Annotated in this window: 13 protein-coding genes; 8 read left to right on the top strand and 5 right to left on the bottom strand. The window is 62.8% G+C overall.

The window, feature by feature from the left end; translation table 11 throughout:
* Positions 1–2 precede the first annotated feature (2 nt).
* From ACP15N_RS00610 to ACP15N_RS00620, 3 genes are read right to left on the bottom strand one after another with little or no spacing between them, the layout of a single operon-like run.
* Positions 3–461 (bottom strand): CinA family protein, encoded by a 459-nt coding sequence (locus ACP15N_RS00610; protein WP_425090277.1) that lies wholly within the window; start codon positions 459–461, stop codon positions 3–5.
* A gap of 17 nt (positions 462–478) precedes the next feature.
* Positions 479–967: a phosphatidylglycerophosphatase A family protein gene (locus tag ACP15N_RS00615; protein WP_425090278.1), complete on the bottom strand. Its 489-nt coding sequence runs from the start codon at positions 965–967 to the stop codon at positions 479–481.
* The gene (locus ACP15N_RS00620) at positions 964–2,121 is read right to left on the bottom strand and encodes a bifunctional 2-C-methyl-D-erythritol 4-phosphate cytidylyltransferase/2-C-methyl-D-erythritol 2,4-cyclodiphosphate synthase (protein WP_425090279.1); all 1,158 of its coding nucleotides are present in this window, start codon (positions 2,119–2,121) and stop codon (positions 964–966) included. Before ACP15N_RS00620 ends, ACP15N_RS00615 begins: the two co-directional genes overlap by 4 nt.
* 202 nt (positions 2,122–2,323) lie before the next feature.
* On the opposite strand from ACP15N_RS00620, the gene dusB reads away from it, so the two are divergent.
* From dusB to ACP15N_RS00645, 5 genes are read left to right on the top strand one after another with little or no spacing between them, the layout of a single operon-like run.
* Complete coding sequence (dusB, locus tag ACP15N_RS00625) at positions 2,324–3,310, top strand: tRNA dihydrouridine synthase DusB (protein ID WP_425090280.1); 987 nt, start codon at positions 2,324–2,326, stop codon at positions 3,308–3,310.
* Positions 3,307–4,380, top strand: a complete 1,074-nt coding sequence (locus ACP15N_RS00630; protein ID WP_425090281.1) for a two-component system sensor histidine kinase NtrB — start codon at positions 3,307–3,309, stop codon at positions 4,378–4,380. The genes dusB and ACP15N_RS00630 overlap by 4 nt, the downstream gene beginning before the upstream one ends.
* Complete coding sequence (locus ACP15N_RS00635; protein WP_425090282.1) at positions 4,380–5,744, top strand: response regulator; 1,365 nt, start codon at positions 4,380–4,382, stop codon at positions 5,742–5,744. The genes ACP15N_RS00630 and ACP15N_RS00635 overlap by 1 nt, the downstream gene beginning before the upstream one ends.
* Before the next feature lie 51 nt (positions 5,745–5,795).
* Entirely contained in the window at positions 5,796–8,093 is a 2,298-nt protein-coding gene (locus ACP15N_RS00640; protein ID WP_425090283.1) for an ATP-binding protein, read from the top strand.
* 3 nt (positions 8,094–8,096) lie between these two features.
* The gene (locus tag ACP15N_RS00645) at positions 8,097–9,494 is read left to right on the top strand and encodes a sigma-54-dependent transcriptional regulator (RefSeq protein WP_425090284.1); all 1,398 of its coding nucleotides are present in this window, start codon (positions 8,097–8,099) and stop codon (positions 9,492–9,494) included.
* Positions 9,495–9,500: 6 nt separating this feature from the next.
* On the opposite strand, the gene ACP15N_RS00650 is transcribed toward ACP15N_RS00645, so the two are convergent.
* Positions 9,501–9,968, bottom strand: coding sequence for a hypothetical protein (locus ACP15N_RS00650; protein WP_425090285.1), 468 nt, complete (start codon positions 9,966–9,968; stop codon positions 9,501–9,503).
* A 5-nt stretch (positions 9,969–9,973) separates the two neighbouring features.
* Positions 9,974–10,420, bottom strand: coding sequence for a hypothetical protein (locus tag ACP15N_RS00655; RefSeq protein ID WP_425090286.1), 447 nt, complete (start codon positions 10,418–10,420; stop codon positions 9,974–9,976).
* 106 nt (positions 10,421–10,526) lie between these two features.
* On the opposite strand from ACP15N_RS00655, the gene trkA reads away from it, so the two are divergent.
* The 3 genes from trkA (at position 10,527) to hfq (ending at position 13,766) form a co-directional block, all read left to right on the top strand.
* Positions 10,527–11,903, top strand: coding sequence for a Trk system potassium transporter TrkA (trkA, locus tag ACP15N_RS00660; protein ID WP_425090287.1), 1,377 nt, complete (start codon positions 10,527–10,529; stop codon positions 11,901–11,903).
* Positions 11,903–13,408, top strand: coding sequence for a TrkH family potassium uptake protein (locus ACP15N_RS00665; protein WP_425090288.1), 1,506 nt, complete (start codon positions 11,903–11,905; stop codon positions 13,406–13,408). The genes trkA and ACP15N_RS00665 overlap by 1 nt, the downstream gene beginning before the upstream one ends.
* 124 nt (positions 13,409–13,532) lie before the next feature.
* Entirely contained in the window at positions 13,533–13,766 is a 234-nt protein-coding gene (gene hfq / locus ACP15N_RS00670) for an RNA chaperone Hfq (RefSeq protein ID WP_425090289.1), read from the top strand.
* Positions 13,767–13,770 lie beyond the last annotated feature (4 nt).

The raw sequence follows: 13,770 nt of genomic DNA on the forward strand, positions 1-13,770 counted from the left end.
CGTCAAAGGCGTTCGGCCGCTTCGATCATCCGCCGCAAAGCGTGAGCGGTGGCGTTCTCGCGCACAGCGCTGCGCCCGATCGGGCCATACTCCACCGTTTCCACCTGTGTCGGATGCCCGCGGGACGCCAGGGCAAAGCAGACGCGCCCTTCGGGTTTGAATTCCGACCCTCCGGGTCCCGCGATGCCCGAGATCGCAACCGCGATATCCGCGCCTGCGCGCGCAAGGGCGCCATTGGCCATCTCGTAGACGGTCTTTTCCGACACTGCGCCGTAGTTTTGGATCGTATCGGCGCTGACACCCAGAATCTCGACCTTGGCCGCGTTGGAGTAGGTGACATAGCCCCGCTCGAAACTGTTTGATGCGCCGGGTATTTCGGTGATCGCCGCCGCGACCTTGCCGCCCGTGCAGCTTTCGGCCGCTGTGATGCGCAAGTCGCGCGCCGCACATAGGTCGAGCAATCGTTGTGCTGGCGAAGTCACATCAACACCGCATGTGCAAAGGCCGCGAGACCCGCCACGCAGGCCGCGGCCATCGCCCCCGCGATCACATCGTCGAGCATTACGCCCATTGCATCATGGCGTCGGTCGGCCCAGCCGACCGGACCGGGTTTCCAGATGTCGAACAGGCGAAAGAAGACGAACGCCGCAATCCAGCCGGGATAGAGCGCCAGAACATCCGCCCCTGCGACCTGCGCCCCGAAAGACACCGGCATCAGAGCGATCCATTGGCCAGCCACTTCGTCGATGACGATCTCCGATGGATCGTGGTCATCCTTTCCGGCTGTCTCGAGTTTCGTGACCCAGACGCCGAGGGCAAACACCGCGATCGTTGCCACGACCACGAGCCAGATCCCTCCAAGCGAGTGCAGGACCCAAAAGGCAGGCAGGGCGGCCAATGACCCCCACGTGCCGGGCGCGGGCTTGAGCAGGCCAGCTCCAAAGAACGTCGCAATCAGGCGGCTCATGCGCGCACCAGCGTTACTGTGGCGAGGGCGGCGATGCCTTCTTCCCGCCCTGTGAACCCCAGTCGTTCGGATGTGGTAGCCTTGACGCTGACCTGGTCTTCTTTCAAGCCCATCAAGTCTGCCATTTTGCCCTTCATTGCGGCATGGTGCGGCCCGATCTTGGGGCGCTCGCACACCAGGGTGCAGTCCATATGTGTGATGGTGTAGCCGCGACCGGTCGCAAGCTCTACCGCGTGTCGTAAGAATATCTCGGATGCAGCTCCTTTCCACTGCGGGTCGGAGGGCGGAAAATGCTGGCCGATGTCGCCATCCCCCAGTGCGCCATAAATCGCGTCCGTCACCGCGTGCATGCCGACATCTGCATCCGAGTGCCCTTGAAGCGTGCGGTCGTGGGGAATTTCCACTCCACACAGGATGACCGCCTCGCCGGGGCCGAAGCGGTGCACGTCGTAGCCGTTGCCGGTGCGGATATCCATGAATACGTCCTTTATCAGGGTCTCTGCCCGGGCGAAATCGTCCGGGTAGGTGATCTTGAGGTTGCGCGCCTCGCCCGGAACGATGGTCACGGCGTGTCCAGCGGCACGGGCCACTTCCACATCGTCGGCGGCCCCGCCGGGGTGGGCCGCATGGGCCGCAACGATCAGGTCGGGCCGAAACCCCTGCGGTGTCTGCGCGCGGTACAGGCCGGCCCGCTCCCGTGTTCCGGTAACGCGTCCGTCCGCTCCGGTCCAAAGGGCATCCGTGACGGGCAGGGCAGGCGCTGCGGCCCCCGTTTCAATCGTTGCGCGTATGACGGCGGCGATCAAATCAGCACTCACACAGGGTCGCGCCGCATCGTGGATCAGGACGGCAACAGCCGAAGGTGACAGCGCCTTGAGCGCAGACCGCACCGAGGCATCCCGCGTCGCTCCACCCGCCACATGCCGCAGCGGTGTCGTGGATGACAGCGTTTCTGCAAGCGCCATGTCATCGGGGTGCAGTACGACGATGATTTCAGCCACCTCCGGCTGCCGGTCGAATGCCGCAATGGTCCAGTCGAGGACCCGTCGGCCGGCCAGAGGGCTCCATTGCTTGGGCATCTCCCCGCCCGCGCGAAGACCGCGCCCGGCGGCAACGACGATCGCAGCGACGCAAGGGGCGGTGGGCACGGTCATGGAAAGGGCCTCGGGCAAACGGGAAGCTGATCAGGGTCCGTTCCTAAAAGGCGCCTGCAAAAGGTGCAATCGCCAAGCGTCTAAGGGGGCGGAAATGATTAAATTATGGGCAGTTTATGTTTTGCTCAACATACATAGTTTTCACGAGTTGCCGGGCGGCGCGAAACCCGATAGCGCATGAATATGCACAAGGATTAATCGTTTGACTGTAAACTTGGCAAACACCGCGCTGGATATGCGTGTTTTACTGGCGCCGCTGGCCGGTATCACGGATCGACCATTCCGCGATCTGGTGGCTGGGTTTGGCGCAGGGCTTGTTGTGTCCGAAATGGTGGCCAGCCAGGAGGTTGTCGAGGCAAAGCCCGCCACCCGCGCAAAAGCCGAGCTTGGTTTCGGGCGCGCGGCCACGGCCGTGCAACTCGCTGGACGTGACCCCTACTGGATGGCGGAAGCTGCGAAATACGTCGCGGGACAGGGCGCTCGGATCATCGACATCAACATGGGCTGCCCCGCAAAGAAAGTCGTCGGAGGCCTGAGCGGGTCGGCGCTGATGCGCGATCTCGACCATGCCCTGTCGCTTGTCGAGGCTGTGGTCGATGCGGTCGACGTTCCTGTGACGCTGAAGACAAGGCTGGGATGGGACGATGCCGGACGCAATGCGCCCGATCTCGCCCGCCGGGCTGAGGGCGCGGGCATTCAGATGGTGACGATCCACGGACGTACACGGTGCCAGTTCTACAAGGGCAAGGCAGACTGGTCCGCAATCCACGCCGTGACAGACGCCGTGTCCATCCCGGTGATTGCGAATGGCGATATTGTTGATCTTGCCTCCGCACGGGCCGCCCTTCGCGCCTCCGGCGCAGATGGCGTGATGATCGGGCGCGGAGCGCAGGGGCGGCCCTGGAAGCTCGCGCAGGTCGCAGCCGGGCTCTCGGGTCTGTGCGGGCCCGAGGTGCCGCAAGGCCGGGCGCTGTGCGATATGGTCGGGGCCCATTACGAGGCGATGCTGGCTTTCTACGGCACACCGCTTGGGCTGCGGGTCGCGCGAAAGCATCTGGGGTGGTATCTGGACGATCAGCCGGTCGCGGCCGGGTTGCGCCGCCGAATCCTGACAGCAACTGACCCGCGACAGGTCTTGCGCCTGCTCTCGGATGCGATCACCGACGCCCCGCTTGAGGTGGCCGCATGACAAACCGGACCCAAGCGCTCTGGGTGTCCTTGCCGATCCCGGCGATCATCGTGTCGAATGACGACAGCATCGTCGATCTGAACCCCGCGGCAGAGACATTCATGAACGGCTCTCTGCGGAGTCTCTTGAACGCGCCGCTTTGGGACAAGCTGATGGTCGATGCGCCGCTTGAGGATGCGGTGTTGCGGGTCCGCAAGAATTTTTCGCCGCTGTTCATCAATGACGTCGATGTCGGGACCGGGGAACGCCCGCCGTTTCTCTGTAATCTCCAGGTTGCGCCGCTGGTGGATAACCCGGACCTTGTGCTGATCCTGATCGAGCCGCGCGAGATTGCCGGGCGGCTGGGGCGGTCGATGCAATCAAAATCGGCTGCACGATCCGCCATCGGCATGGCGGAGATGCTCGCGCACGAGATCAAGAACCCGCTGGCCGGGATCACCGGGGCCGCGCAGCTTCTGTCGATGAACCTGACCAAGGACGATCTGGAACTGACCGACCTCATCGTCGCCGAAAGCCGCCGGATCGTGAAACTGCTGGAACAGGTGGAGCAGTTCGGCAACCTGCGGCCCCCTGCGCGCAAGGCAGTGAACATTCACGACGTGTTAGAACGTGCGCGCAAATCGGCGGCAGTCGGGTTCGGCGCGCACATGAACATCCGCGAAAGCTACGACCCCTCGCTGCCCAACACCTACGCCGACGCCGACCAGTTGCTTCAGGTGTTTCTGAACCTTCTCAAGAACGCGGCAGAGGCCAGCAACACGGGCGGCGACATCCAGATACGCACCTTCTACGAACTGTCTTTGCGCCTGCGCAAACAGGACGGATCGGGCACCTCCGTCCCCTTGCAGGTCGAGATCATCGACAACGGTCCGGGCTTGCCCGAAGAAATCTCCGGCGAGATTTTCGAGCCTTTCGTCTCCAGCAAGGAGAATGGCACCGGACTTGGTCTCGCCCTCGTATCCAAGATCATTTCCGAGCACGATGGCTGGATTGCCGTCGACAGCGTCCCGGGCCGCACCGTGTTTCGTATTTCCCTGCCCGTCGCCCCCCGCACTGAGGAGACCACCTGATGGACGGAACTGTCCTTGTCGCCGATGATGACCGCACGATCCGCACCGTACTGACCCAGGCCCTGACCCGCGCAGGGTGCAAGGTGCACGCCACCTCCAGCCTCATGACCCTGATGCGGTGGGTAGAGGAGGGCAAAGGCGATCTGGTGATCTCGGACGTGGTGATGCCGGACGGGAATGGCCTTGATACCTTGCCCAAGATCACCGAGGCGCGTCCGGGGCTGCCGGTGATCGTGATCTCGGCGCAAAACACCATCATGACGGCGATTCAGGCGGCAGAGGCCGAAGCCTATGACTACCTGCCCAAGCCCTTTGACCTGCCGGACCTGATGAAGCGCGCCGCCCGCGCGCTGGAGGTCAAGCGCCGCGCGCCCGCCCCGACGGAAGAGGGGGAGCGCGGGTCCGACGATCTGCCGCTGGTGGGGCGCACCCCGCAGATGCAGGCGCTATACCGCCTGGTGGCGCGCGTGATGAACACCGACCTGCCGGTGATGATCACGGGCGAGAGCGGAACCGGCAAAAGCCTGATCGCGCGGGCGATCCATGATTTTTCAGACCGGCGCTCGCTGCCATTCATCGTCGCCGGTGCAAGCGATCTGGCCGGGGCGGACGGCCCATCCAATCTTGTCGCGCGGGCCCGTGGCGGGTCGATCCTGTTCGACGAAGTGGGCGATTTCGACGACGACGCGCAGGGGCGCATCGTGCGGATGCTCGACAGTTTCAACGACAATTCCCCGCGCATCATGTCCTCCAGTCAGCGTGACCTGATGCAAAAGATGGAAGGCGGAGTGTTTCGGCAGGATCTTTTCTATCGCCTGGGTGGCGTGACGATCAACGTCCCGTCGCTGCGCGAAAGGGTGGATGACATTCCGCTTCTGGCCGAGCACTTTCTGGGCCGGTCCGAACGTGATGGGTCACAGCCCAGACGCCTGTCGGGCGAGGCAAGCGACATGATCCGCGCATATTCCTGGCCGGGCAATGTACGCCAGCTTGAGAATGCCATGAAACGGCTGGTCGTCACCGCGCAGGAAGAAGAAATCGGGCGCGGCGACGTGGAAATGGTGCTGGGCAGCCAACCGGCGATCGAGCCGCTGATGGGCGGTGGTCCTGCGGACAAACTGAGTGCCTCGGTGGAAAAGCACTTGCGTCGTTATTTCGACCTGCACGGAGGTGTTTTGCCGCCTCCCGGGCTCTATCAGCGGATTTTGCGCGAAGTTGAAGCGCCGTTGATCGAATTGGCGCTGGACGCAACTGGCGGAAATCAGGCGAAATGTGCCACTCTGCTCGGCATCAACCGCAATACTTTGCGCAAAAAGATAACCGACCTCGATATTCAGGTGACACGCCGGCGCAAATTGATGTAAAAGCGCAACAACAGTGTCAATTGAGGCACGACGCGGAGAAACCCGCGTCGCATGGGGCAAGTGCGAGCGCTGACAGAGACAAATTTTCTAGGGCGGATCGAGCGTTTTCTCGACGCGCGCCGGTTTCAGAATTGGCTGACGCTGAGCCTCGTTGCCCTTGGCCCCGTGCTCGCAATTGCAACCTTCCTCGTGCTCGGACCGCTCGATCAGGGGTCGGATTCCACGCTTCTACGCGCAGTGATCCTGACCGATCTTGTCTACGTGCTGATCGTTGCGGCACTGGTTCTGCAACGGGTCGCGCGCATGATCTCGGCCCGGCGCGCGCGTTCGGCCGGCTCGCGGCTGCACCTGCGTCTGACGGGCGTTTTCGCATTGGTCGCCCTCGTGCCGACGGTGCTCGTGGCCGTGTTTGCCATGATCACCGTGAACTTCGGGTTGGAGGGCTGGTTTTCGGACCGTGTTCAGCGGGTGATCGGCGCGTCCGTCGCCGCAGCGGAAGCTTATGAGGAAGAACAGCAACGCCAGTTGCAGATCGATGCGGTGGCCCTGTCGTCTTTTCTCGACCGCGCACAGCGCGCGCAGGGGTTTGCGATGTCCGAAGGGGACCTGCGGCAGGTTCTGGCACAGGGTCAGGGGCGGATACAGCGGGGTCTCAAGGAGGCCTATATCGTGGACGGTACGGGCCAGATCCGCGTCCGCGGAGAGCGGTCCTACCTGTTCGACTTCGAGGCGCCACCGGCGTCGGCTTTCGGAGGACAGGCAGGGGTGCCCGTGACCATAGAGGATTGGGCAAACAACGAGTTGCGCGCCCTCGTGCCGCTGCGCTCGCGGCTTGATCACTACCTATACATCAGCCGCGAGGTGGATGGCGAGATCCTGACATTGCTGGACGATACCCAGGAAACAGCGCAGCTGTACCGCCAGCTTGAGGATGAACGTGGGCGGCTTTTGTTCGAGTTTGGTCTGCTCTATCTGGGGTTCGCGGTGATCCTGATCACGGCGGCGATCTGGCTCGGGCTGTGGCTGGCGGAGCGGCTGTCGCGGCCTGTGGGGCGGCTGGCCGGGGCGGCGCAGCGCGTCGGGGCAGGGGACCTGGATGTAAAGGTTCCCGAGTTGCCCGGCGATGACGAGATCGCGATGCTGGGTCGGCTCTTCAACCAGATGACACGGCAATTGAAGGCGCAGCGTGATGCGCTCTTGGAAAACACCCGCCAGATCGAACGCCGCCGCAGGCTGTTCGACTCCGTTCTGGGGTCGGTAACCGCAGGGGTGATCGGCCTTGATCCCGAGGGCAAGGTCGATTTCATGAACCGCTCCGCTGCGGGGTTGCTCTCGCTTGAGGGTGCGTCCATTTCGGGCCGGACGTTGGCGCAGATCGCACCGGAGTTTCAGGCCCTGTTCGCCAAACTCCGTGCCAGTCCGCGCGAGGTCGCGCAGGCGGAGGTGGCGATGACGCGCCACGGCCGCGCCGAGAACCTGCTGGTTCGGATCGCGCGCAGAACAACGCAGGACAATCGGCTCGAGGGCTACGTGGTTGCCTTCGATGATGTGACCGACCTCGCCACCGCGCAGCGGATGGCGGCCTGGGGCGATGTGGCGCGCCGGATCGCGCACGAGATCAAGAACCCGCTAACCCCGATCCAATTGTCCGCGGAACGGATGAAGCGCAAGTTTGGCCCGCAACTCGGCGAAGACAGCGGGGCCTTGGTCGAACTGGCGGACGTGATCGTGCGCCAGACCAACGACCTGCGGCGCATCGTGGACGAGTTCTCGAAATTCGCGCGGATGCCGGAACCGGAAACCGCAACCAACGATCTGAACGAACTGGTGCGCGACGCGGTCCTGTTGCAGCGCTCGGGCCAACCGGGAACCGAGATCAAGATGACCCTGCCCGATGCTCCGGTGAACGGAGAGTTCGACCCGACACTGCTGTCACAAGCCCTGACAAACTTGCTGAAGAACGCAGGGGAAGCTATTGAAACAAGATCGGAAAATCAGCCTGAAGATACGCGTCCGGCAGAGATCCGCGTGTCCCTCACGCTGGACGGCGATGAAGCCGAGCTGATAATTGCAGACAATGGCACGGGCCTGCCATCGAACCCGGAAAAGCTGTTCGAGCCCTACGTGACGACGCGCGACAAGGGCACCGGGCTCGGCCTGCCGATCGTGCGCAAGATCATCGAAGAACACGGCGGAACGCTGTCTCTGCGGCCCGCCGACCCGTTCACGCCGGAGGCCGCGCCGGGTGCCGCGGCAGTCATTCGCCTGCCGGTGCATGATGCCGACGCCCGCACCAATGACGACCGTCTCTCCGATCCCTCCCTTCCACATTCAGAAAAGATGGCCTGATCCATGAACGACATTCTGATCATTGACGACGAACGCGACATCCGGGAACTTGTATCCGATATTCTGAAGGATGAGGGCTACGCGACCCGCGCTGTTGGCAACGCGGATGATTGCATGGCCGCAATCGAAGCTGATCCACCCGGCCTGATGATCCTCGATATCTGGCTCAAGGACAGCAATATGGACGGGATCGACATCCTGACCCAAGTGAAGCGTGAGCGGCCCGAGATTCCGATCGTGATCATTTCAGGCCACGGCAATATCGAAATCGCCGTCGCTGCGATCAAGCAGGGCGCCTATGACTTCATCGAAAAACCCTTCAATATCGATCAGTTGCTGGTTGTCGTTAAGCGCGCGATGGAGGCGTCGAGCCTGCGACGTGAAAATGCCGAACTGCGCCGCCAGGGGCCTGTCGCCACGGAAATGCTGGGCGCGTCGCCTGCGATGAAGGCGCTGCGCGGGCAGCTTGACAAAGTGACCAAGTCCAATGGTCGCGTCATGCTCACCGGCCCAGCCGGGAGCGGCAAGGAAATTGCGGCGCGTTACATTCACGCCAATTCCAACCGGGCCAATGCACCGTTCGTTTCCGTGAACTCGGCTGCGATTGAACCTGAGCGCATGGAAGACGTGTTGTTCGGACGTGAAGGGGCGGACCGCGCAATTGAAAAGGGTCTTCTGGAACAGGCCGATGGCGGGGTGATCTTCTTTGATGAGATTGCGGATATGCCGCTTGGCACGCAGTCCAAGATCCTGCGCGTGCTCGTTGATCAGCAATTTCAGCGCGTGGGCGGGTCCAGCAACATCCGGGTGGACCTGAGGGTCATCTCGTCTTCCACCAGCAACCTCGAACACGCCGTGGAGGCGGGCCGCCTGCGGCAGGAGCTTTACCATCGGCTCAACGTGGTGCCGATCGAAGTGCCGTCCCTGTCAGAGCGGCGGGAGGATATTCCCGAACTGGCACGCGCTTTCATCGGCCAGTTCAACGAAACCCAGGGGCTGCCGAACCGCGCACTCAGCGAAGAGGCCGAAGCGTTGCTGCAAACCATGGTGTGGCCGGGTAACGTGCGCCAGCTGCGCAACGTGATCGAACGCGTGCTGATCCTCGGCAACGACAGCGGCGAGATCGCTGCGAGCGAGCTTCCCAGCCTCGATGCCGCGCCCGAAGCCGACAGCGGTGTTCTGGTCAGCGGTGCGTTGGCAACACTGCCGCTGCGGGAGGCGCGGGAACTCTTTGAACGGGAATACCTGATGGCCCAGATCAATCGGTTCGGCGGGAATATCTCGCGCACCGCCGCGTTCGTCGGAATGGAACGCTCCGCTCTACACCGCAAGCTCAAGTCACTCAACGTGGTGACGACCTCCCGCGCGGGGGCTCGGGTGGCGCGCGTCGAGGATGCCTGACCACGCTCAGGGTGACAGGATCACCGGGCCAAGCCCCTGAAGTTGCGCGCCGCAGCTTTGCTGCGTGATCGCGGGTTGGCGATACTCGTTCAACACCACGGTCTGGCGCTGCACGTCCGTCGAACAGCCCGGTATCTGTTTCGGGGTGTAGCCCTTGCGGCTCATGCAGCTTTGCATCAGAGCCAATCGGCGCCCTTCGTTGATGTCAACGCGCCGGGTATCGACGCTCAGGCCAACGCCGGTGCCATTGCTGTACCAGCCGGATGACCAGCCCGTTCCGACGCCAACGGTCGCGCCATAGCTCGTCTGGTTCTGGATAATCACCGGCGCCTGGCTTTCGGCAGTGGCGAGGCATGCGGAATAGTCCGTGGAAAAACGCGTAACGCTGACATCTTGCTTGTCATAGACGATGATCGGGGCGGGGGCACAGGCCGCGAGTGCCAAACCGCATGCCAGAAGTCCGAACCAGCGCATCCGGGCTATCCTGCCACGCTGGCCGGGGCGACGATCACCGGGCCGATCCCGTCAATTTTCACCGCGCAGCTTTGATCGGAAAACGATGGTTGGCGATAGGCGCCATCAATGTCGACCGGCGTGCCGGAACATCGGGGCACTTCGCGCACCCGATAGCCGGCATCGATCATGCATTGCTGTAGCGCAACTGCGCGCCTTCCCTCATTCACATCGACAATGTCACGTTCCCGGTCCCATTCCCAACGTGGCGCGCGACCATACCCGCGACTGCGAAACTTGCGTTCATAGGTATAGATCACCTGCACGTCCTGCGGCGCTTCCGCCAGCGCGCGTGCCGAACAGGTTTGCAGGTCCGACGACAGGCGCGAGACGGACACCCCCGTCTTGTCGAACGCCACCACTGGACCGCAGGCTGCAAGAACAAGGGGGGCCAAAAGCAGTTTTCGTGTCATCTGGGGCTCCGGAACGCACAGTACTGTTTGACCTTAGCCCATCGCGGGCCTTTTCCTCAACGCAAGGCTGCGTTATCCCGGCATGACAGGTTCTCGCGAGGCGGGCATGAAGGTTATCATTTGCGGCGCAGGGCAGGTCGGCTGGCAGATCGCACGCCACCTGTCAGGGGAACGCAACGACGTCACCCTGATCGACAACAATCCCGATCTGATCCGGCGGGCGACAGACACGCTGGATGTGCAGGGAATCACCGGCTTTGCGTCCTATCCCGACATACTGCGTGCCGCGGGTGCGCAGGACGCCGATATGGTGATCGCGGCCACGTTCTCGGACGAGGTGAACATGGTCGTGTGCCAGATCGCGCATTCGATCTTCGAAGTGCCGCGCAAGATCGCCCGCCTGCGGGCGCGCAGCTATCTCAACGCGATCTATTCCGACCTTTACCGGCGCGATCACCTGCCGATCGATGTGGTGATCAGCCCGGAGCGTGAGGTGGCAGAGGCCGCCTTACAACGCCTCGCGGCCCCGGCGGCGTTTGACACTGAATATTTTCTGGGCGGGAAGGCGCAGCTTCTGGGCATCACGCTGGACGCGGATTGCCCGGTCCTCGCAACCCCGCTACGCCAACTGACCGACCTGTTCTCCACCCTGCAATCCATCGTTGTTGGCATCCGGCGCAAGGGAACGCTGTTTGCGCCCGAACCGGGCGACCAGTTGTTTGCCGGCGACCAGATATACCTGTTTACGGACGTGGCAGATATCGTGCGCACGCTGGAGGTGTTCGGCAAGCAAACCCGCAAACAGGAACGGATCATCATCGTCGGGGGCGGCAATGTGGGCCTGTCGGTCGCGCGCACGCTTGAAAAGCGAGAGCACCGGGTTCGCGTGAAGATGATCGAAAGAGACAGGGCGCGTGCAGAGTACGCCGCAGATGCGCTGGAGCGTACGATCGTCCTGAATGGCGACGGGCTTGATTCCGAACTGCTGCAAGAGGCCAATATCGACAAGGCCGATGCGGTGCTGACCGTGACCGATGACGACAAGACCAACCTTCTCGCCTCCGTGCGGGCCAAATCCGAGGGGTGCCCTGTCTCCATCGCGCTCGTCAACGACCCGACGCTGGTACCGCTGCTGAACCCGCTTGATATCGACGCCTACATCAACCCGCGGGCCACGACTGTCAGTTCGATCCTGCGCCACATCCGGCACGGGCGCGTGCGGGCGGTCTATTCCATCGGCGATGCCGAGGCGGAGGTGATCGAGGCGCAGGTCCTGTCCACCTCGCCCCTCGCGGGGCAGCTGGTGCGCGACGTGGGTTTCCCCGAAGGCGTGCTGGTGGCGGGCCTTCTGAAGAAGGGCAAGGTTTTGCGTGTGTCCGGCGGCACGCGGATCGAAGAGGGCGACGTGATCGTCATGTTCGCCCTGTCCGAGGATGTCCCGGAGGTGGAGCGGCTCTTGCAGGTCTCCATCGATTTCTTCTGATGTTGCTTGCCGCGCGATCCGTTCCACTGTTCGTGCAGGTGTGCGCGCTCGGGGCGGCTGCGATGTATGCACCGGCGATTTTCGGAGCCGCGACCCGCGACCTGGATGCGGGGCGGCCGTTCTTCTACGGTGCCACGCTTTTTCTGATCCTGCTGGTGCTGGTCGGACTTGCCACGTCGCGCAGAACACGGCGTATCGACGGGCGGGCCTATCTTGCGACGCTTCTGGCCATTTACACGCTCTTGCCGGTCATGCTCGCCCTGCCGCTGCGCGAGGCCGTACCGGCAAGCAGTTTCCTGAACGCCTATGTCGAGATGGTCTCGGCCCTGACAACCACCGGGGCCAGCGTGTTCGACCCGGACCGTCTGCCCATGACCGTGCACCTGTGGCGTGGGATCGTGGGCTGGTTCGGCGGGCTCCTGATCTGGATCACCGCCTTCGCCGTGCTTGCGCCGCTGACCCTCGGCGGGTTCGAGGTCACTTCCGAAACCGAGGTTGGGAGCGGCAATGCGCGGGTTTCCGGCGCCTATGCCGACCCGCACGACCGGGTCATGCGGTTCGCGGGCCGTCTGACCCCGATCTATGTTACCCTGACTGCGGCACTGTGGCTGTTTCTGGTCATCGCGGGCCAGCAACCTGCTTCGGCCTTGCTGCACGCCATGGCGACGCTGTCGACCTCCGGCATCTCGACGGGTCAAACCGTCGGGGAGGCGGGCGGCGGGTTCGGAGCCGAGCTTGCCGTTTTCGCGTTCTTCTTCTTTGCGGTGACCCGGCGCCTGTTCGAGGGGGGGCTTCATCCCGATTGGCACCTGATCCGCCGTGACCGGGAATTACGCATCGCATTGATCTTCATCTCCGCCGTTCCGGTGTTCCTGTTCTTTCGCCACTGGGTCGGTGCGTTCGAGGTGGATGGAACGCTGAACAGCGAGGCATTGCCGGCGCTCTGGGGTGGCATTTTCATGGTTTTGTCTTTTCTGACGACCACCGGGCTAGAGTCCGCCAGTTGGGACGAGGCGCAGAACTGGTCAGGGTTGCAAACGCCGGGCCTCCTGCTGGCGGGGATCGCGCTGTTCGGCGGCGGGGTTGCCACGACAGCGGGCGGGGTGAAGCTGCTGCGGGTCTATGCGCTTTACAAACACGGGGTCCGCGAGATGGAGCGATTGATCCATCCGTCGTCGATCGGGCGGGCCGGGTATGCCGGGCGGCGTCTGCGCCGCGAAGGGGCGGCGATCGCGTGGATCTTCTTCATGCTGTTTGCACTGTCGATCGCCGGGGTGATGGCGCTCCTGTCGCTGACCGGCATCGCTTTCGAAGAGTCGGCAATTCTGGCGATTGCATCGCTCGCCACCACCGGTCCTGTCGCCGTGATCGCCAGCGAAGCTCCCATTGTTTACAGTGCGCTGCCGGACATGGCCAAAGTCATCCTGTGCGGGGCAATGGTGCTGGGACGGATGGAAACCCTGGCCATCCTTGCGCTTCTCAATCCTGACTTCTGGCGAAACTGAGCCACCTGCCTGCTATGTCATTGTCATTGGGGGTGGAATCGGCCACAAAGTGGCTAGATATTCAAAGGCAAGCGCACGAAATTGCTTCAGGCTCTGCGCAAAACAAAGAAAAAAGGCACACAGAATGGCCAGCGACAAGCAGAATTTGCAGGATGCTTTTCTTAATCATGTTCGCAAGACAAAGGTCCCGGTGACCGTGTTTCTGATCAATGGAGTCAAGCTTCAGGGGGTGATCACGTGGTTCGACAATTTCTGCGTCCTGCTGCGCCGCGATGGTCAGAGCCAGCTGGTCTATAAACACGCGATTTCGACCGTCATGCCGACCCAACCCATCAGCCTTTACGAAGGTGAAGACTGACCGA

This window comes from Tropicimonas sp. S265A (assembly GCF_049800835.1).
GTDB lineage: Bacteria > Pseudomonadota > Alphaproteobacteria > Rhodobacterales > Rhodobacteraceae > Dinoroseobacter.